Annotated in this window: 19 protein-coding genes and 1 pseudogene; 12 read left to right on the top strand and 8 right to left on the bottom strand. The window is 42.5% G+C overall.

Annotated elements, in window-relative coordinates:
* Positions 1 to 3: 3 nt before the first annotated feature.
* Both BK575_RS13850 and BK575_RS13845 read right to left on the bottom strand, forming a co-directional pair.
* Complete coding sequence (locus BK575_RS13850; protein ID WP_078410897.1) at positions 4 to 678, bottom strand: response regulator transcription factor; 675 nt, start codon at positions 676 to 678, stop codon at positions 4 to 6.
* Positions 675 to 1,646 (bottom strand): YncE family protein, encoded by a 972-nt coding sequence (locus BK575_RS13845; protein ID WP_078410896.1) that lies wholly within the window; start codon positions 1,644 to 1,646, stop codon positions 675 to 677. Before BK575_RS13845 ends, BK575_RS13850 begins: the two co-directional genes overlap by 4 nt.
* A gap of 296 nt (positions 1,647 to 1,942) precedes the next feature.
* Here BK575_RS13845 and BK575_RS13840 point away from each other — a divergent pair, with 296 nt between their 5' ends.
* Positions 1,943 to 2,380: a FixH family protein gene (locus tag BK575_RS13840; RefSeq protein ID WP_169907807.1), complete on the top strand. Its 438-nt coding sequence runs from the start codon at positions 1,943 to 1,945 to the stop codon at positions 2,378 to 2,380.
* A 399-nt stretch (positions 2,381 to 2,779) separates the two neighbouring features.
* On the opposite strand, the gene BK575_RS13835 is transcribed toward BK575_RS13840, so the two are convergent.
* Both BK575_RS13835 and BK575_RS13830 read right to left on the bottom strand, forming a co-directional pair.
* On the bottom strand, positions 2,780 to 4,579 hold the full coding sequence (locus tag BK575_RS13835) for a transglycosylase domain-containing protein (protein ID WP_078410894.1): 1,800 nt from the start codon (positions 4,577 to 4,579) through the stop codon (positions 2,780 to 2,782).
* Positions 4,580 to 4,740: 161 nt separating this feature from the next.
* The gene (locus tag BK575_RS13830) at positions 4,741 to 5,403 is read right to left on the bottom strand and encodes a BMQ_0737 family morphogenetic spore coat protein (RefSeq protein WP_078410893.1); all 663 of its coding nucleotides are present in this window, start codon (positions 5,401 to 5,403) and stop codon (positions 4,741 to 4,743) included.
* A gap of 609 nt (positions 5,404 to 6,012) precedes the next feature.
* Between BK575_RS13830 and urtA the strand changes: the two genes are divergently transcribed.
* The 9 genes and pseudogenes from urtA to BK575_RS13785 all read left to right on the top strand — a co-directional run bounded on the left by urtA (position 6,013) and on the right by BK575_RS13785 (position 13,509).
* Positions 6,013 to 7,239 carry an urea ABC transporter substrate-binding protein gene (gene urtA / locus BK575_RS13825; protein WP_204524907.1) on the top strand — a complete coding sequence of 409 codons (1,227 nt, stop codon included), beginning with the start codon at positions 6,013 to 6,015 and terminating at the stop codon, positions 7,237 to 7,239.
* A gap of 87 nt (positions 7,240 to 7,326) precedes the next feature.
* Positions 7,327 to 8,229 carry an urea ABC transporter permease subunit UrtB gene (gene urtB, locus BK575_RS13820; RefSeq protein ID WP_078410891.1) on the top strand — a complete coding sequence of 301 codons (903 nt, stop codon included), beginning with the start codon at positions 7,327 to 7,329 and terminating at the stop codon, positions 8,227 to 8,229.
* Between the two features lie 11 nt (positions 8,230 to 8,240).
* Entirely contained in the window at positions 8,241 to 9,314 is a 1,074-nt protein-coding gene (gene urtC, locus BK575_RS13815) for an urea ABC transporter permease subunit UrtC (RefSeq protein ID WP_078410890.1), read from the top strand.
* The gene (gene urtD, locus BK575_RS13810) at positions 9,289 to 10,041 is read left to right on the top strand and encodes an urea ABC transporter ATP-binding protein UrtD (protein WP_078410889.1); all 753 of its coding nucleotides are present in this window, start codon (positions 9,289 to 9,291) and stop codon (positions 10,039 to 10,041) included. The genes urtC and urtD overlap by 26 nt, the downstream gene beginning before the upstream one ends.
* Positions 10,035 to 10,737 (top strand): annotated as a pseudogene (gene urtE / locus BK575_RS13805) (urea ABC transporter ATP-binding subunit UrtE). Before urtD ends, urtE begins: the two are co-directional and overlap by 7 nt.
* Positions 10,738 to 10,767: 30 nt before the next feature.
* Positions 10,768 to 11,070 carry an urease subunit gamma gene (locus BK575_RS13800; RefSeq protein ID WP_078410888.1) on the top strand — a complete coding sequence of 101 codons (303 nt, stop codon included), beginning with the start codon at positions 10,768 to 10,770 and terminating at the stop codon, positions 11,068 to 11,070.
* A gap of 17 nt (positions 11,071 to 11,087) precedes the next feature.
* Positions 11,088 to 11,411: an urease subunit beta gene (locus BK575_RS13795; RefSeq protein ID WP_078410887.1), complete on the top strand. Its 324-nt coding sequence runs from the start codon at positions 11,088 to 11,090 to the stop codon at positions 11,409 to 11,411.
* Positions 11,412 to 11,726: 315 nt separating this feature from the next.
* The gene (locus tag BK575_RS13790) at positions 11,727 to 12,296 is read left to right on the top strand and encodes a hypothetical protein (protein ID WP_078410886.1); all 570 of its coding nucleotides are present in this window, start codon (positions 11,727 to 11,729) and stop codon (positions 12,294 to 12,296) included.
* A gap of 532 nt (positions 12,297 to 12,828) precedes the next feature.
* Positions 12,829 to 13,509, top strand: coding sequence for a CsxC family protein (locus BK575_RS13785; RefSeq protein ID WP_078410885.1), 681 nt, complete (start codon positions 12,829 to 12,831; stop codon positions 13,507 to 13,509).
* Between the two features lie 277 nt (positions 13,510 to 13,786).
* Here the strand turns inward: BK575_RS13785 and BK575_RS13780 are convergent, their stop codons facing one another.
* The 3 genes from BK575_RS13780 to BK575_RS13770 form a co-directional block, all read right to left on the bottom strand.
* Positions 13,787 to 15,466, bottom strand: coding sequence for a hypothetical protein (locus tag BK575_RS13780; protein ID WP_078410884.1), 1,680 nt, complete (start codon positions 15,464 to 15,466; stop codon positions 13,787 to 13,789).
* A 199-nt stretch (positions 15,467 to 15,665) separates the two neighbouring features.
* Positions 15,666 to 16,475, bottom strand: coding sequence for a CsxC family protein (locus tag BK575_RS13775; protein WP_078410883.1), 810 nt, complete (start codon positions 16,473 to 16,475; stop codon positions 15,666 to 15,668).
* A gap of 383 nt (positions 16,476 to 16,858) precedes the next feature.
* Positions 16,859 to 17,683 (bottom strand): CsxC family protein, encoded by an 825-nt coding sequence (locus tag BK575_RS13770; protein ID WP_078410882.1) that lies wholly within the window; start codon positions 17,681 to 17,683, stop codon positions 16,859 to 16,861.
* A gap of 213 nt (positions 17,684 to 17,896) precedes the next feature.
* On the opposite strand from BK575_RS13770, the gene BK575_RS13765 reads away from it, so the two are divergent.
* Positions 17,897 to 19,087 (top strand): ParM/StbA family protein, encoded by a 1,191-nt coding sequence (locus BK575_RS13765; protein WP_078410881.1) that lies wholly within the window; start codon positions 17,897 to 17,899, stop codon positions 19,085 to 19,087.
* Positions 19,088 to 19,093: 6 nt separating this feature from the next.
* Entirely contained in the window at positions 19,094 to 19,465 is a 372-nt protein-coding gene (locus BK575_RS13760; protein ID WP_078410880.1) for a hypothetical protein, read from the top strand.
* A gap of 262 nt (positions 19,466 to 19,727) precedes the next feature.
* On the opposite strand, the gene BK575_RS13755 is transcribed toward BK575_RS13760, so the two are convergent.
* Positions 19,728 to 20,312, bottom strand: coding sequence for a hypothetical protein (locus BK575_RS13755; RefSeq protein ID WP_078410879.1), 585 nt, complete (start codon positions 20,310 to 20,312; stop codon positions 19,728 to 19,730).
* Between the last annotated feature and the right edge of the window lie 137 nt (positions 20,313 to 20,449).

Below are 20,449 nucleotides of genomic sequence, written 5' to 3'. Positions count from 1 at the left end.
ATTTTACACCTCGACTTTATAGCCGACACCCCAAACGGTATGGATAATGTCCGCTCCTTCTTTTAGTTTTAAGCGAAGGGTTTTAATATGCGTATCGACTGTGCGCTCGCTTCCTTCGTAATCATAGCCCCATATTTTTTCAAGCAGCTGTTCTCTTGAAAAGACTTGCCCTTTATAGTCGCAAAGGAATTGAAGCAGCTCATATTCTTTCAGGGTAAGCGAAACGAGCTGATCATTGAAGAACACTTGCCGGCCTTTTTTGTTGATGGATAGCGGGCCTGCTTGTAAGAGTTCCGGTTTTGGTGACGCTGGCTGCGTTCGGCGCAGAACCGCTTGGACGCGCGCGATGAGTTCACCGAAGCTGAACGGTTTCATCATATAATCATCCGCTCCGAGATTTAGTCCATGAATGCGGTCCCATTCATCTCCGCGCGCCGTTAAAAAGATGATGGGAATCTGCATTTTTTGACGGATGGCAGCTGCAGCGGTAAACCCGTCCATCTTAGGCATCATCACATCAAGTAAAATGAGCTGCGGGCTTTGGGTATTCAAAAGGTCTAACGCCTCTTGTCCGTTGGCTGCTTCCATACAGCGGAAGCCTTCCTTTTCAAGATACAGTTTAACGAGCTGGCGCATATCCGATTCGTCGTCCACAATTAAAATGGTTACATCCTTCACGTTTGTTCTTCCTCTCTAACAAATAGTTGAAACGGTCCCGTTCCGACCGGAATTTGTTTGATCGTTTCAAATGTTTTTAAATCGACTACCTGGACTTTATTGCTGTCATAGCTGGCAATATATAGCTTTTCATGAAAGAGCTTCATGGAAAAGGGGTTAGAGCCGGTTTCAAGTTTTTCTTCGATGCGCTTCGTATCATAGTCGATTTTCCAAAGTTCGCTCGAGCCGTGGCTTAATACATAAACATGGTCTTGGTCATGAGCAAAATCAATCGGCATTACAGGTGTTGTAATTGTTTCTTTTAATGTGCCGCCAGTCAGCGAGTAGATATAAATGTCATCCTGGATTTGTTCGCCTGAACCGTGGCCTCCAAGCCATAATTCATCTTTTTGTTCATCAATCCAGCCGCCGACTGAGCGGGACGGTGCCGGAAACGTTCCTATCGTTTTCCAGGAGGATTTCGAGATGACGCTTATATAAGCTTCTTCGTAGCTTGCTGCGTACAGTTTATCGCTGCTTTCCAGTATCGTAAACGGGGCACTGTCCAGTTTTATTTCTTCATGCTGTTTGCCGTCTAGCGTAAACACCCGTAAAGAGTGTCGTTTTTGGTCTGCCGCATATACATGAGTTCCGTCTTTTGATAAGACCATATTTTCAATGCCTTTTCCGGTCTTCCATTCATCGGTTGCTTTACCACTGGAGAGTTCATAAATATATACACGGTCCAGCTCTTTTCCGTATAATAGAAGTTGGTCGTCTGTTAATAGCGCTGCACGTTGAAAGGCAAAAGGGAGTGTCCACGTTTTTTCTTCATATGATTCCGTATCAATAAATGAAAGGGAATGATCTTGAATATTGACCGTCATGACATAATCTTCTTGAACAGGAATGGACGGCAATTGTTCCGGAGAAGAACAGCTCGTCAACAGCCATGAACATGCCAAAACAAAAAGAACGGCTTTCTTCAAAAAAATGGCCTCCTTAATTGTGAGATGAATTTAACCTAAAGTTATAAAGTCATTATAGTTTTTGGGTTTTATTCAAGTTTTTTTTATTTTACTGCTTCGAATAGACTTGCAAAGATTCTTGTGGTTTGTGCGTAACAGATTTAATAGGGGCGTTTTTTGCCCCTGTTAAATTTGTTATGTTACATATATTATAGGTAATAATTGTGATAAAAGCGTGAACTTTGTTCATTTCATAAAGTTCTCACAATTTTATGATACTGTTTTCATTAAAAGCAAGAAGGAAAGGGGAAAGAAAGATGAAAAGATTCATCCTGCCAGCGCTGGTCGGGCTGATGGCCATATTATCAGGATGCGGAGGGCAAGAGGCAGCGCCTGAGCCGGAAGTGAAAGTCGTGGAAGTTGAAATTCTTGCTGAAGAAAAGGCGGAAGTGAATGAAACGATGCCAATTGAGGCGAAGGTTACATATGGAGATGAGCTGGTGGAAGACGCGGAAGTAACGTTCGAGCTCATTAACGGAGAGAAAAAAGAACGGATTGCTGCAAAAGGTGAGGGGAAAGGTATTTATCATATCGATAAAACATTTACAGAAGAAGGTACATATGAAGTCATTGCCCATACGAATGCGAAAAGTATGCATACAATGCCGAAAATGCACATCCAAGTCGGCGATAAGGTGACGATGAGCGCTGAAAATGAAGAAATGGATCAAGAAGAAAATGGCCATGAGCATTGATTCCACATATAAACAAAACACGTCCGCTCAAAAAGAGCGGACGTGTTTTGTTTAGGGCAGAGGGAAAATAGTATGTACTCGATGAAAAGCATGTGTGTCTAAAATTGTCTGATTTAAGCAAAAGTCCGCCCTTTAAATCGTAATTGTTACGATTTAAATTAAGTATAATACACCTTTAGAATAAGGGCAAGGGAAAATTCCATCTTTATGAAACTTCCCCTTAATAGTATTCTATATATATTCCACTTAATAACTCGACACGTTTCATTCCAACAAAAAGGATTCACAATTGGTTATCCAGACCACTTGAATGGACCCGCAAAGGTCTAGCAAATTTGGCATGGCCGCTTTTTGGTCATGTCGAATTTCTAAATCGATTTATTATAGAAGCCAAGCAGCTTATTCCCATCGATCGATAATGTTTCCAAACATAATGGCCGGCGCATCGCCGCCGCTGCTTTTTAAATAGTGATCGTCATCGGGACGGTCAAAGCCGGCATGGACCGCCATGACGGTATCTTCCGTGTACCCGACAAACCAGGCGTCTTTGTTGGCTTCAAGATTTGTTTCGCTCAGCTGGGTCGTGCCTGTTTTTCCGGCGATTTTCACGTTTGTCGAGCGTGCTTTTCGACCGGTTCCATACGGCTCTTCGACGACGCTTCGTAACATGTCTGTCATTTCCTGCGCGTTTTCTGCCGTCATGAGCGTTTTCGAGTTTTGCTGGGATTTTGTCTGTCCATCAGGCTTTACGAAACGCTCAATCACTCTTGCTTCAGTCATGATGCCGCCGTTGGCAAAAGTCGTATATGCTTGCGCAAATTGGAGGGGGGAGATGCCGCTTGCTGTTCCTCCGAGAGCTAAGGCGAGATTTTTGTCTTCTTCTTTCAAGTCGATTCCGCTCTTTTTAATAAAATTAAACCCTTGATTGACGCCGAGTTCGCTTAATAAGGAAACGGCTGGAATGTTCAATGAACGGGCGACCGCTTCTTCCATCAACACTTCGCCGTGATAGCGGTTGTTATAATTTTTCGGTGCATAATCACTGAAGGTTTTCGGTTCATCAATAAGTGTGGAAGACCGATTCCATACATTCGTTTCCAATGCAGGTGCGTAGACGGCGAGCGGTTTGATTGCGGAACCTGGTTGATACGGGATGACGGCATGATTCAAACTTTTTGGTGTATAATCACGTCCGCCGTATAACGCCTGGATCAAGCCGGTTTCAGGGGACACCGCCGCAATGCCGATTTCGACTTTTTGATCTGACCAGTCTTCTGCGAATCGATAACCGTCTGCCGTGTCGTTGACGGCATCTTGTAACGTTTTTTCAAACCCGGTATAAATTTTATATCCGCCGCGATACAGCTGCTCTTCGGTAATGTTGTACGTTTCTGTCGCTTCTTCCGTTACGGCATCAATGAAGGCTTGGTAAGGGCTCGATTCTTTTACGGGGACGTCTGGAACATGAACGTCTTCTTCTTTTGCTGTTTCCCACTCTTCTTTCGAAATAACCTTCTGCTCGTACATGAGATCCAATACAATATTGCGCCGTTCCTGTGCCAAGTCTGCATCATTGGCGGGAGAATATTTGCTCGGTGCTTTTGGAAGTCCTGCGAGCAGGGCGGCTTCAGAAATAGACAGGTCTTTCGCTTCTTTGTCAAAGTAAAGCTTTGTTGCCGCTCCGATTCCGTAAGTGCCGCTTCCGAAATAAATTTGGTTCACATAAAGTTCCAAAATCTCATCCTTCGTCAGCTTTCGTTCAAGGGCAACGGCTAAGATCATTTCATCCACTTTTCGTCTGATCGTCTTTTCTCTCGATAAATACAGATTCCGGACGAGTTGCTGGGTGATGGTACTGGCGCCTTCCGCTTTACGCCTTTCCACGATATTCGTCACAAGGGCGCGGAAAATCCCGCGTATATCCACACCGAAATGTTCATAAAACCGTTTATCTTCTGTCACGACAAATGCCATTTTCGCATAATCGGGCAACGTATCAAGACTGACATTTGTTCGCGGAACCGTTTTGAATAATGTGTCTAGAACGTTACCCTCACTGTCATAAATGACTGTGCTTTCGGCCGTCAGCAGTTTCTGGACATCCATTTTATTGATGTCGGCGATATCTTGAAAGGAACAAGCAGTAAAAAGGAATAAACATAATGCCAATAATAAGAGTCTGGTCGCGAATGTTTTCATATTCACCTCGTATGAGCGCTTTTCCTATAGTTTTTTATATTGGAATGAAATTATGTATAGCGAAAAGAAGGCAGACAGCTAATGGACTATTGAACAAGGGGCCGAATCATTAGTTTAAGAAAAGAGTCATTTTGAAAGGGAGTGACCCGTAAGGAACTAGGTCACTCCCTTTCTTCTGGAAAAACCGGGCATGCTTCAGGAGGCAATGGAGAGGTATCATTCATGGTGGATTCTTCCCGCGGTTTGCAAGCTGTTCCCGTTAATTCAACTTTTACATCTGCCGTCGACACGATGCTTTGGCATAGCAGGATGTTGATTCCTACATCAATGGACGGCGACTGTTCAACGATTGGGGGAAGCAGGTGTGCTTTACAATCAACTTCGGTGATTTCACAATGGATGTCCGTGCCGGGCGGAGCACATAACAACACGGTTTCGACTCCGGAGAACGGAAACACGGATTGGAGGCATAATTGTCCTTTTCGATTAAAAAACTGTACCGTCACAAATCCTTGTTTCAATAAATCGATTCTTTGCAATGTTACTAATTTGCCATCTGGGATCATGATCTGAATATTTGTGCGATCATCGGGCGACGTCAGCTCTTTGCAGCTGGCAGTACATCGAGAAGGATGGCCATTACGGTCGGATAAATAGCAATTCGTACGTTTAATATCATGAAAATTGCAGGAAATACGATCAGTCTCTGTTTCCTGATCGAGCTGAATGATTTCCTTCAATTTGATGAGTGTGGACCTGTTTATCCAGTCAAATATTTTCGGAACCCGAACGCAGTGTGCAGGAAGAACGTTCTCTGACAGCATATGTCATTCACTCCTTTCGGGCATAAGCCCACTTTTGTTACTCTATCGTATGATTGCTTTGCCCAATTGGTACGTAAAAAAGCATGTCTTTGCTTGATGATTGGAATGTTTTGTTATCATGGTGAAGTTAATAAAATGTCCCGATATGTTTATTGAAAAGAGAAAAAGAGCAGGGTGATGGGGAAAGGTGTGTCAATATTTCTGACAAGAATCATTTTGTGATACTTAACACCGTTGCTTACTTAGAGTAAAGGAAGAGTTAAAAGCGAACATTTTAAAATAGAAAAAGCGAATTGTTATCGTTTTCACAAATAAAATAGGTAAAATTTTCACAATACTCTTGATTTTGTCAGAAAATTTTATATAATTTAACTATCATTAAATGTTAGAAAAATTAACATGTAGTGTAAATATACATAACTAAGGGGGTGTATGGATGAAAAATAAAAAAAGCCTCTCATGGCAGTGAGAAGCTTTTGATAGAACAGGCATAAAATGGTCAGCATACATATGCCTTGTTCTCATTATATCACACATAATTGGAATCTGATAAGGGGTGTTACAATGAGAAACGCATTTTCAAAACCATTCATATGGAAAAAACAATGGATGCTTGTGGCAGCGAGCTTGTCCTTGTTGTTGGGCGGATGTGCCGCCAATAATTCAACCGAACCGGCAGCGACCAATTCAGGACAAAAAGAGGAAGCCGCTTCAGGGGACAGTGTAAAAGTAGGAGTGCTTCATTCATTAAGCGGAACAATGGCCATCAGCGAGGTTTCCCTTCGTGATGCAGAATTGATGGCAATCGAAGAAATCAATGAAGCGGGTGGTGTGCTTGGTAAACAAATTGAGCCTGTGATCGAAGATGGTGCATCCGATTGGCCGACATTTGCAGAAAAAGCGAAAAAGCTGCTGCAAAAAGATGAGGTCGCGACCATTTTCGGCGGATGGACTTCCGCGAGCCGAAAAGCGATGCTTCCGGTCGTAGAACAAAACAAAGGTTTGCTTTGGTATCCGGTTCAATATGAAGGAATGGAAGCATCGCCGAATATTTTCTACACAGGAGCGACAACGAATCAGCAAATCGTTCCGGCGGTGAGCTGGCTTCTTGAAAATAAAGGAAAATCATTTTTCTTGATTGGTTCCGATTATGTGTTCCCGCGTACGGCGAATAAAATCATTAAAGCGCAATTGAAAGCGGAAGGCGGAGGATTAGTCGCTGAAGAATATACACCGCTTGGTCATACAGATTACAGTACGCTCATCAGCAAAATCAAGAGCGCAAAGCCGGATGTCATCTTTAATACATTAAATGGTGACAGTAACGTAGCGTTCTTTAAACAATTAAAAGATGCAGGCATCACTCCGAAAGACATTCCGGTTATGTCGGTTAGTATTGCCGAAGAAGAAATTCGCGGCATCGGCGGCGACATTTTAGAAGGGCACCTTGCTGTTTGGAACTATTTCCAGACGACCGACACACCTGAAAACAAAGCATTCGTCGAAAAGTATAAAGCGAAATATGGAGAAGACCGTGTGACGGATGACCCGATTGAAGCCGCTTATTTTGCTGTTCACTTATGGGCAGAAGCAGTTGAAAAAGCCGGATCGTTCGATGTGGAAAAAGTGAAAGAAGCGGCCGGCGGCATCGAAATGAAAGCACCGGGCGGCACCGTTAAAGTAGAAGGGGCCAATCAACATACGTGGAAAACGGTCCGAATTGGAGAAATCCAAGCAGATGGACAAATCAGTGAATTATGGAATTCCGGTGAACCAATCAAGCCGGATCCGTATTTGGAAGGGTATGATTGGGCAAAAGGACTTAGCCATCAATAAAGAGTACGTAACAACAAATAGGGGAGTGGGCATCATTCCCCTATTTGTTATTTAACAAAAAAGATTGCATAGAAAGGAGACGAACAGATGTCGATGATACTCGGTCAGCTTTTCAATGGAGTCAGCCTCGGCTCGATTTTGCTTTTGATTGCGCTTGGTCTTGCGATTACGTTTGGGCTAATGAATGTCATTAACATGGCCCACGGGGAAATTATGATGATTGGAGCGTATGTGACGTATGTTGTGCAGCAGGGAGCCGCTTCCTATTTGCCTGGGAATCTATTTGATTACTATTTTTTGATTGCCATCCCTCTCGCCTTTTTAGTGGCAGGGTTGATTGGCTGGGTGTTGGAAAAAACGATGATTCGCTTTTTATACAGCCGCCCTCTTGATAGCTTGCTTGCGACATGGGGAGTGAGCCTCATGCTGCAGCAAGCGGCGAGATCGATTTTCGGCGCTCCGAACGTCGCGGTTACATCCCCGTCATGGCTGGAGGGGGGGATGGAAATAGCGGGAATGATTTTTCCGTATAAACGGATGTTTATTATTGCCCTCGTTGTATTATGCGTCGTGTGCTTGCATGTGTATTTGTACCGTACGGCAGCGGGACGCAGAATGAATGCCGTTACGTTGAACCGCCAGATGGCCTCATGTCTTGGTATTTCGACGAGGAAAGTTGATTCCTCTGCCTTTGCACTAGGCTCCGGACTTGCCGGAATTGCCGGCTCTGCGTTAACGTTGCTTGGACCAATTGGACCGACAATCGGAACGAATTATATTGTCGATGCGTTCATGGTCGTGATTTTAGGAGGGGTTGGAAAATTGAAGGGGACGATTATAGGTGCGCTTGGTATCGGTCTTATCAGTACGTTTTTAGAGTACAGCACAAGTGCCACGATGGCGAAAGTGATCGTGTTTGCTTTGATTATCGCCTTTTTACAGTGGAAGCCGTCAGGACTTGTTACTGTCCGGACGAGAGCGCTTGATTAAGGAGGAGCAAAATGAAAAAAACTTCAGCCATCAGCTATTATATCTTATTTGCATTTTTGCTTTGTGCCCCCCTGTTTTTACAGGAGTTCCGCTTGAGTTTGCTCGCTAAATTCCTTTGCTTTGCCATTGTGGCGGTGGGGATTTGCCTTATCTGGGGATATACCGGTATTTTAAGCCTTGGGCATGGCGTGTTCTTTGGGCTAGGTGCCTATTGCACGGCGATGTATTTGAAGCTGGAGGGTTCCGCCAGCGGGCTGCCCGATTTTATGGAATGGAGCGGTGTCACGGAGCTGCCGTTATTGTGGAAACCGTTTGCTAGTCCGGTCTTTGCTTTAGCTGCCACTATTTTCATACCGGTCTTGCTTGCTGCCTTTTTAGGATATTTTACGTTTAAAAACCGGATTAAAGGTGTGTATTTTTCCCTTATTTCACAGGCGGTTGTCGTCGTATTCGTTACCTTGTTCATTGGTAAGCAGGAAGTGACGGGTGGAACGAACGGTTTAACGAATTTTGCGACCGTGTTTCAGTTCCCGTTAATGTCGCCTTTCACCCAGCAAATTCTTTATTTCATCACGGTCGCTATGCTTGCTTTGGTCGTCGGTTTATCCATCTGGTTTACGAAAAACCGTTTTGGCCGTGTATTGGTCGCCATTCGGGACGGAGAAAACCGGGTACGCTTTTTAGGATATAATCCAACGGCGTATAAAGTGTTCATTTATTGCGTTTCTGCCGCGTTCGCGGGAGTGGCGGGAGGACTTTTCGTTCTGCAGGTCGGCATCATTTCCCCTGCAATGATGGGGATTATTCCTTCCATTGAAATGGTGTTATGGGCCGCGGTTGGCGGAAGGAACTCCATTATCGGGGCCGTCATCGGCGCCTTGCTAACAAACAGCGCCAAAACGTACTTCAGTGAAACATACCCGGATATTTGGCAGTTTTTCCTGGGGGCTCTGTTCATTATCGTCGTGCTGTTCATGCCGAATGGCTTAGTTGGTGTGTTCCAATCGTTGAAGCAAAGGATATGTCCGACAAAACAATCAGGAAGCGAGGAGAAAGCGAATGAAGCCGATACTGTCGTGTCATAACGTTATCGTAGATTTTGATGGATTTAAAGCGTTAAAGGGCGTGAATTTGGAAGTTCATGAACAGGAAGTTCGTTTTTTGATCGGACCTAACGGCGCAGGAAAGACGACCGTTTTGGATGTTATTTGCGGAAAGACGAAGGCGACCGATGGAAAAGTTGTGTTTTCACAGCATCAAGACATCATGAAGCTTCAGGAGCATGAAATCGTACGGGCGGGTATTGCAAGAAAGTTTCAGTCGCCGTCGGTCTTTTCCCAGCTGACTGTGTATGAAAATTTGGAATTATCTTTAAAGCAAAAGCGGAATGTATGGTCTTCGTTAACGGCAAAGATGAATGGGGAATCAAGGCGGGATCTGGAAGAAGTTCTTGGAAAAATTGCATTGAAAGATGAGGCCCATAAACAGGCAGGATCACTCGCCCACGGGCAGAAGCAATGGCTGGAAATTGGCATGCAGCTTATGCAAAAGCCGAGTGTGCTGCTGCTTGATGAACCGATCGCCGGAATGTCGGGAGCGGAGCGCGAGAAAACGGGAGAACTGATTCATGATATTTCTAAAATGTGTTCGGTCCTTGTCGTCGAGCATGATATGGATTTTGTCCGCACATTTTCCAAGCAAGTGACCGTCATGCATGAAGGAAAAGTATTGTGTGAAGGTTCCATGGAAGAAATCCAGCAAAACGAGGTCGTGGCAGAGGTATATCTAGGAAGGAGTGAACGCGCATGCTGACGGTTTCCAATTTAGCAGCGGGCTATGACGAAAGCATTGTGCTGCAAAATGTTCATTGCCGTGTTGGAAGGGGCCAGGTTGTCGCTGTATTAGGACGCAACGGTGTCGGGAAAACGACTCTCGTTAAAACGCTTGTCGGGCTATTGAAGCAAAAAGAAGGAAAAGTAGAATGGAATGAAGGAGATGTCACCGGGTTAAGGCCGGATGAACGGGCAAAAATGGGCATCGGATATGTTCCGCAGGGAAGAGACATCTTTGGAACGCTGACGGTAGAGGAAAATTTGCTGCTCGGGTTGGAGGCTCTTCCCCGAGGCTCGAAGAAAAGGGACATTCCAGAGGAAGTATATACCTGGTTTCCAGTTTTGAAGGATATGCTTCATCGTAAAGGGGGTGATTTAAGCGGCGGTCAGCAGCAGCAGCTCGCCATCGCCAGGGTGCTTGTCAGCAAACCGGAATTGATCTTTTTGGATGAACCAATGGAAGGAATTCAGCCTTCTATCGTCCAGCTCATTCAAGATGTCATTGTTCAAATCGCTAAACAAAAAAAATGTAGGCATCGTCCTCGTCGAACATAACGTCGATTTGGCGATGGAATGCGCGGATTATGTATATGTCATGGACAGAGGAACGATTGTCGCAGAAGGGGAAACATCCTCTTTAAATGTTCATGATATCGAGAAATATTTAGTTGTATAGATTGAAAGAAAGGTAGGAAGGAAGAGTATCATGCGATTAACAGCACGGGAACAAGAAAAACTGATGATTGTTGTGGCGGCGGATTTGGCGCGCCGCCGCCAGAAGAGAGGTCTGAAACTCAATTATCCGGAAGCGATCGCCATTATTACATATGAAATTATGGAAGGGGCACGCGACGGGAAAAGTGTGGCAGAATTGATGCAATACGGCACGACCATTTTATCGTCGGAAGATGTGATGGAAGGAATCGCCGAAATGATTCCTGACATTCAAGTCGAAGCGACATTTCCGGATGGAACAAAGCTTGTCACCGTCCACGATCCGATTCGCTAGAAAGGAAGGTTAAAAGAATGAAACCGGGAGAGTATGTCCTGAAAAAAGAGCCGATTCTTTGCAATGAAGGAAAAGAGGTGGTGACGATCACGGTCACCAACCGCGGCGACCGTCCGATTCAGATAGGTTCCCATTTTCACTTTTTTGAAGTGAATGCCGCTCTCGAGTTTGAGCGTGCGAAAGCATTCGGCCTGCACCTAAACATTCCTGCGGGAACGGCCGTCCGCTTTGAGCCGGGAGACGCAAAGGAAATCGAGCTGGTTCCGTTTTCGGGAGAGCGGCGTGTATATGGCTTAAATAATCAAACGAACGGGTCACTTAATAAGGAAGAACAACCGTAAGTCTGTCGTCGAGATTTTCTATTGTGTCCACCTATATTAAAATTAAACGATAGACAGGAATAGGCTGCTAAGATAATGAACCGATCCCGCTGACGTGAATTAGTCAGCGGGATTTTCTCTGTTCAGAGAGTAGTGTTACATGTAAACTATCGACTTATAGTGACGATAATCCGTTTATTCTATTTATATAGAAAGCGCACATTTTTTTAAGCTAGTATATTTCCCCAGTCATCTGCTAGATTCCAGAATATCTTAATATTAAGTTAGTGCATGTCAATGCGGCTAACTAATTCAATATAGAAAGGGAGAGATAATATGTTTAAAAAAGTCTATACTTCTGGTGTTATTGTGAATGAAGACAGAAACGAAAGTATAATTGCGCAAGAGTTATGGGTGTCTGTCACGAACTATGGTAAATGTCCTGCTCGTGTTAAAGTGGAAGTGTTTAACTGGGGTGATCCTGAACGATCTGCCGGGCTAGAAGACGGGATATTGACTCAATGTGGACTATCTGCTTGTGCAACTACTGTTACTGTAAACCCCACAAATGAAGTTTGTATTCCACCGGGTAAAACACAGCAATTCTTTGCCAATATATCGGCCGTAGAATCATACGAAGTACGTGTAACCGTCCTGGAAGGTGATAAAGGCTGTGTTATTTTTAACGCTACTGCTGTTGATGAACCCCAAAACTTGATCGAGCATGTAGTAATGTTCAAAGATTTTGTTCTTCTAAACTGCGATAAAGACGATAAACATGACAAATGCTTTGACAAATGCGACAAATGCGATAAATGCGATAAATGCGATAGATTTGATAAATGCGACCACGACAAACACGACAAATATGATGGCTATGGTAGATATGGCAGATACGGCAGATAAAATAAAGGTTGCTGCTAATAGATTGAAATTGTTTTAAGTCTGTTTAAATAATCTATCAAAAGCATGGATGCTAGTTGCCGATGCTTTTGATAGCCTGAAAAAATGACTTGATCCAACGCTGGATCAAGTCATCTTGCTTTAACGACCTAGCAAACTATCATCATGTGAGTCATCGTCGCCTTTTTTTCTCGCACTAATCATGTTTATTATAACAAATGTGTTTATACGAATATGGATTTTAAGTAAGATACAGGGCTTTCCATAAGTTCTATTTCACCGCGGAGCCTGATAGTTTGGAAATGGTCCTGCGAAAATGTTAACACATTGCGGGACGTTGAGCTCATAGATGGAGACATCCATTGCCGCTTATTTTTCCTAAACTAAAAAAGGGTGATTGTCTATCGGCAATAGTCTATACCGATGAGGGTGTTCAAGCATATAAAATAGTAAGTCAAAAGAAAGAAGGAAATGAACGAGTCAAATCATTTGCTTCTGATTGCTTTTGATTTAAATATATAAAGGAGTGAAATATATGAAAAAAAATACGGGCTGTGGCTGTAACGACCATCATGGCTGCCCGCCAGCACCTCATTGTGGTTTTGCACATGTAAAGGCAACAGATTGTTTTGTGGATAACGTTGAAAACGCAGGGTCGATCGAGCAAGAAGTCATTGTGGCAGATGTCAGGGTGCAAGCACTTGTCGAAGCGGATGTTGACCTTCCTACACCGGCACGAGAAATTAAATATATGCGTAAAAATGTTTCATTAAAACAGTGTGAAGCCTTTCCATCTCAATTTAACTCTGATATCATAAAGTTATTTGTCACAGGTGTCGTGCACAAAAATATTCAATATGTCGAAGCTTGCAGCGGATTTGTGCGTGATTTTAGCGTAGATGTTCCTTTTCACTGCAACCTGCGGGTAGAAGATCCTACTATTGACACTATCACTTTCGATCCAAGCGACAAAAATGCTTTAGGTAGTCAAGAACGTAGATTTATTGCCAAAAATGGTCATGAGGGAGACCGCTGCCGATTTGGTGGCGAATCAAATGAGGATTTTAATGAGCCAATTAGATGTAAACTACTTGCTGGAGACGTTTTTGAATTCGACTTACCGAAAGACTTCGACCGTTTTGGACGATTCAACAAACTTACGGAGAAGATGGAAGTATTATTAACCATCAGACTGCTGCAAACTAGAAGAGTCTAAATACTGGTGATTCCCGAACAAATGCTGAGTAACCAGCTAAGGCAACTATGCCGGACGCCATTAGAAAGCGCATGAATAGAAGGAATGGCTAAAAGGAAAAGTTAAAAGCTGGGGGCTGACCAGCAAATCCACCCACCAAGATGAAAAATAATATCAATTGAAAAGATTGCTATGCCACCTTTTAATTTTGCCGAATGTCATGATGTGTCCTTTCCAGAAAATTCAGTCACAGAAGGGAATGTTGGCCTTCCGTGACTGAGTTCTATACATACCATTTTCAACGTGAGTCAAGCTCTATATACTGCGGCTGCAGAAGATTGATAGATAAGCTGGCACTTCCTTGAATAAGAAGTTTTGGCGTTCCTGCTGGGGATACTAGCTCCTCAGTCCATACGTGTCTGACGCTTTGCAGCTCAAATTGAACTTGTTCGGCGAACTGTTCATGATATTCGCGATGAAACCCTGGTTCCTTGCCCCCGGAATATTGAAACATATATTCTCCGTGACTGCTGCTTGGCATAAGGGGAGGGTAAATCCAATCAACCTTTATGGTTGTTTTCCATGGGATTTGGAGTTTTGTCGTTTGCATAGAATGTGTTGACATATCACTTACATATTCGATATCGGCCACTAGGACGCCTTTTAGAAAGACGGTCGTTGAAGGAAGGAGAACACGTCCTTCCAAACAATGAGCGGTCCAGTCACTTTTTGTTAAGTTGGCTATGGGCGCTGGCAAATCAAAGGAATCGAAAATATCGAGATCGATGTCAGCTTTTGCAAGCAATACAGGAAGTTTGGCGATGGGGAGGCGATTTTTCTTGGAACCATCAGGGAGGAATGCTGATTTTGGCAGGCCTTGGCGGTGCTTTTCTTTTCTAGGTTCATCTTGTTGATATCCCATTTCGTAAGGGCCGTTTTTTCTCTCGATTGATGGAGAATCATTCGCTTCTTCATTCGGATCCTTATCATCAAAAACGAATTCATCTTCTTCAAGCGAATCGATGGTGATGGCAGAAAGGTCTTCGTAAGACTCCTCGGAGATAAATTCGTCTTCCTGTATAAAGTGAGGTTCATGAAATGGCTCGTCATCTTCTGGGTCTTGCTCAATGAAGTCTTCTTCTTGAATGGCCTCCTTTAAAACACCCTTCGTTTCTTCAAACGGGTCGCTATCATCAAAAGCAAATTCTGTTTCTTCCCGTGAATCGACAGCAGCAAGGTCTTCCTCGACACATTCATCGGAAATGAACTCTTCCTCATCAAGTGGGTAACGATCATAGGAGGATTCGTTATCTTCCGAGTCTTGCTCAATAAAGTCTTCTTGAATGGCCTCCTCTAAAACAGCCTTTCCTTCTCTAAGTAAATCTTCATCATCGAAACTAAATTCCGTTTCTCTCTGTGAATCGCCGGCAGTCAAATCGTTGTCATAAAATTCTCCGGAAGTAAACGCCTTTTTTTCCATTGAAGATGAGTCATGGAATAATTCGTCATCTTCTGAGTTATGTGTGAGGAGGGCTTCCACTAAGAAATCATCTGCTTGTTCGTTTCGTTTTTCACCAGAAAAAACGGGTTCTTTTTCTACCGGCGAATCGATGGCGGAATCTTCTGGCGCATCATCGTCTTCGTCGCTGGCTGTCTCAAAATAAAAGAATGATCCATTTCTGTTCTTTGGTTGATAAAAACAACGATTATAATCAGCAAGTTGTTGTAAACGCATTGCTTCCATTAAGTTCATCATTAACTCTTTTTTTCGCTGCTCAGTTTCAGAGGCATCATCTGTTGTTGCTTCATCCTCTGTTTGGATTGTTTCTTCCTCATTTTCAGGGTGGTCACTGTTCATTTCTTCTTCCATTTCCATTTGTTTTTGCTGGTATCCCGTCACTTTTGGAGGAGAAAAAATTAAAGGGGCAGACATCTTTTTGGCAAATGAATGTTGAACATTTTTCTTCTCATTGTTCATTTCGCAATGGAAGGCGCTCTTTGATCAAGCATCCTTTCCGTTTCCCTCCTTTCTACTATTTTTATGTTGTTATATTTTAATGGAAGATACAGGATTGGGTTCATGTCTGGATTGGACGAAAGAGTCCTGCAAAACAAGGGAAGGGATGATACCAAAACAAATCAGTATATCCCCCCGCAAGTTTTTCTCTGCAAATCAATCACTTACAGTCGTCATCATAGCAATCGCAGTCGTCATAGCAATCATCATAATCATCATAATCGTCATTTGTTGTAGAACATACGCGTAATTGCTGATTTTGGAGAACTTTTATCGTAAAATCAAGCACCATTTTCTCTTCGATCGTTGAAAAATATCCTTCTCCAAGCGGTGAGGAATCCGGAAGAGGGATTCGATCAATCGCTTCATCCCATTCGATAATTTTGCTGGAAACCAATTCACAAAAAGGCAGTTCATTATAGAATTGGCTGCTCGTCTGATGGAATTGAGAAAGATCACTCGTCTGCAGGTCATCCTTTTCAGGAAAACCGGAAGGCAATGATTTCGAAACGAAGAAATCAAATTCCTCACGGTTATTCGTTTTCGGCATAACTGGTTTGGTTAAGAATTTCTTGATTTCAGTCACACATTGAAACGGAATATCAACGGTGAAGGAATGTAAATCGGAAGAGACCGTTGTGGAAGTGCTAGGTTCAATTTCTTTACATGGGCTCGCATATTGAATATTTTTTCGGACAAATCCTTTCACGAACAATTTGTTTGTCGGCAGTAACAAGCGGCACTGAGTCAAGTTCACTCGTTTTTTAATGTCTTTAATTTCCAATACTGGTTCTGGAAAGTTGATCATGGCATCCATATTCACTTGTATAGTCAGTTCGGCTAAAACAATAGGGACCTTTGTATAAACTTTACCAATAGAAACTTGCGGGCAATGCGGTTTGTTTTCACAAGAATGAATGGAATTGTTACCATCATGACTTACTTTTTTATGTTTATATGAATCGGACATTTCATGCTCCCCCTAAAAATCAAGATGATGCATCTTATGCGGTACAAATGACTATGTATGGGCGGATGCCCATAAGCACTCGCGGAATTTTAGGGCATATACCCAATGAATCCTTTATATATCTGCTTTCATTCATTCGAAAAAAATATTCATGACATCAAATGAATACGAATAAACAGAAAAAATGAAATTAATGTCAAATTCGAAAAAATGGAATAAATATATGAGTGGAACGAAAATCAAAGCTGGACTCTCACATAGCCTAAAAAAGAAAGAAGCATTATCATAGCATGTCGTTGGTAGGACATTGCTATGATAATGCCGTTATCGAATCCATTTATTCCATGCTAAGTAAGCTGGAAGGTTGTTTTAACTCCTCTGCATCAGCAGCAGTGTTTATCATCAGCAACATCAGCAACATCAGCTGGACCTAAAGATCTAACACGTACTTGTTGATTTTGCAGTACTTTAATATCGAACTCTAAGAATATTTTCTCAACTGCAGTAAAGAATGTTCCTTCTTCGAAAGGACCGCCTTCTGGCAGCGGTTCACGGTCTACAGCCTCATCCCATCCTGTCATGCGGCTTGCCAATAGTTCACAGTAAGGAAGTTGATTGTAGAATTGAGTGCTTACTTGATGGAATTGGGAAAGATCGCTTGAGAGAAGCTGATCTTTTTCAGGGAAACCAGGGCCCAAATCTTGAGCTCTAAAGAAGTCGAATTCATCGCTTGTATTTAATGTCGGCAGCTGTGGCGGTGTGAGAAAATCGCGTGCTCGGATTGTCGTTACACATTCGAAAGGAACATCCACTGTAAGGGAGCGTATTTCAGAAGATACACATGAAGCTGTTGAATGTGGACACGGAGTTGCGTATTGAATATTTTTACGCACGAATCCTCTTATATGCAATGGAATTTCCATTCGGCGGAAAGGGTTACCTCTTTCTGGAATTCCAGGAGTCAAAAGACGGCACTGAACAATTTTGATTCTCTTTTTAATGGCTTTGATTTCAAGAACAGGATCTGGAAAATGAATATTGGCAACGAGATTGGTTCTGACAGTCAGTTCTGCCAGTGTAACAGGGACTCTCAAAATTCTTGGTCCTGGTGGAGTTACGACGATATCACCTTCCTCGAAAGGGTCATTCACACACTCGCTGACGACAGCAGATTCGTTAAGATCGATACAATCTTTATCTCTTTTCATATTTCTAAATTCCTCCTTGTAATTTCTGATACAGTTTATCCTATGCGAATAAAACGGTTTAGCATGGGTGAATGAATCAAGGTAAACGCGGATTTTCCCAAATGAAATGAAGTTAAAATATTGAAATGGCAACCAGTCGTTTTACTAAATATGACTGGGTACTTGCACCAGTTAAATACCGAGATGCATAAGATTCAACAGGAGGTGGGTAAGATGGAAAGATGTAATTTTCTTGCCGTTGATATAGGGAACAGCTGGTATAAAGTGCTGGCTTCTGACAATGGCGTTATAAGTGAATATCAAATGCCCAATGCCCTTGCATTATTTGATGATCAGTATTATGAAAAACCATATGATGAAGAAGATGTAGTCCTTGAAGAAAATTTAATTGTCGAGGTCAAAAGTCAGGCAATCGTTGATAAGCGGGAGATTTATTACGTGGGGAAGGCGGCCGCAAGGCAAAGGAATGTAAGCTTAACTTCTTTTAATAATCAAAAAGTGGATGAGGATCGCACCTATATTCTTCTTTTTGGTATTGCAGCCTATCACGCGGTCTCGTTCAATCCTCAAGACGCCGAACTTTGTTATGAGTTAGATCAATTGGCGGTTTCGCTGCCGACGACACAATATAAGGAGAAAAAAGAACTATTCAAGCAGCGTTTAATCGGAACACATACCGTTATTTTGCATAAAGTACCCGGTATCCCCGAACCGAAAGAAGTGGTCGTCAAGCTCAAAATCAATGATGTGATTGTCGGGGCGGAAGGAGCATGCGCCTATTTAGGATTAACGCGTGACCAGGATACGCTTGGGATTAAAGATGATTCCCTGGTGAAAGATTCCGCTAAAGGTGTAATCATTGGTGATTTGGGTGGAGACTCCGTTGATTTCGTAGGCATTAAAAACAATAAGCCTGTGGCGTCCGTAGAGGGTGAACCATTCGGAATCAACCAATTTCTTGATCATATCATTCAAAAAGTTAGTAAAAATGAACTGTATAAATTCGATTCTCGTTCGGAGCTGGAGGAAAAATTGGCTGCGGGTCCGTCTGAATGGTACGTCGAACCGTTTGCTGGTGTCAAAAAAGATATCAGTAAATATGTCATTCCCCAGTTAAGATCGATGGCGATGAAATACCTTGAGCACTTCGACCGGGTACGAAGCGGTTCAAATGAAATTAAAGGTGCAGCTCGATACATTGCGGTTGGAGGAGCGGCTAAACTTGCACAAAGACAAATTCAGGAAGCAGCCGTGAAATGGACGGAAAGAGGTCGTCCGATCGAATTGATGTTCCCTGAAAATTTGGAAAAACTAAACGTTCTAGGGCTCATGATTTTGGCGAAAATGAACCAAATGAAGAAGCAGCACGGGATTGTGTCCGATTTAGTTTCTACTAGAGGGTGATGGGCTATGTCAAAAACCTACACCGATTATATCAATAAAATCGCTCTAACTGTTCCTGACGAGTTCATTGATGTGAAAACGGGTGCGTCCCGTCCAGTATCACCAAAAGTCGAGGAGCAAATCGAATATCATACGAATAACGGCACACTTGTCGATTTTATTTTCTCGGCCCTCAATCAGTATTTAAAGCCGAAAGCAGAAAAAGGGATGAATGAGGAAATTCTGCAGGAACTGTCAGAAATTAAAAAGATGATAGAACGAGGATATGTGCCAAGGAACTTCTCTCCACAACCCATTCTATCTAAAAACCGTGACATGAAATCGCAGCCGGTGGATTTAAGAGAAGTGGAAGATATTCTCGATGCATTCGGAGGATAGGGACTTCACATAAAAAAGCTAAATATTATTTATTCAAGGTGAGCCTGATTGAAGGTTCACCTTTTGTATTGCAAGTTTGGAGGAGGATTTTTGTTATGGGGAAGAACTGCCTGAATAGGGAAGTAAAAACAATGAGAAAGGGCATGGCAACGTTTGAATAACGGAGCCATACCCCATTTTCATTTTATCAGTTTTCATCCATTGTTTAGCATTTTATAGTCTGTCGTGTTATATCCATTTCGCAGATGGAAATCTAGTGTTACTAAACTTCTTTATCTTTCCGTTCAGCTTCTTTGTTCGTTTTACGTATGGATAATTCCTTCTTTTTTTCTTTCCTTTGTTCTTTCTTTTGTTCATTGAAATAATCCGTCACTTTGGAAAGGTTTTTTTCAATTTCATCCATTCTTATGTTTGCATCATGAAAGATTTTAAGGCAGGATTGTAAGTTATTTTTTGAGAGCGTGAATTGATGTTTCGTTTCGTTCAGTTCACTTATCATGCCGTCCAGTTTTTCTTGAAGACTTTTGATGCTTTCATAATTGGCTTCTGATTGTTGATTAACCGTGTGCATCGAGGCATGTGTTTGCTCTAATCCCTCCTGGATAATCTCAAATTTTTCTTGATGTTTAAGCTCCATGCGAGCGTATTCCTTTTGTATTTCTCTTAATTTATTTTCCAACTCTCCTTTTTGATTAGCGGCTTCCTCCTTATGAATGAGCAATTCGCTTAGCTGTTCCTGAATCAATTCATCAATGTTCGCGTTTGAGTAAGGATAATGAATTCTTGTACTAAGGCGCGGTGCGTTCTTTTGATCTTTTTGCAGAGCTAATTCAATTTTCTTTTTCATATTAATCTTTTCCTCCCCTATACGATACGGTAAGTGCCATCCTACTACAAAAAACAGGTTTACATACATGACAAGTTGTAAGCTTTTCTAATCTCTCTTCTTTGTGAAAATCATTTTCCATATATTTCGATAGTTAC

The sequence above is a fragment of the Priestia abyssalis genome, from assembly GCF_002019595.1.
Lineage (GTDB): Bacteria > Bacillota > Bacilli > Bacillales > Bacillaceae_H > Bacillus_BA > Bacillus_BA abyssalis.
The sequence above is the reverse complement of the archived record's forward strand: the minus strand, read 5'-3'. Positions and strand labels throughout refer to the sequence as shown.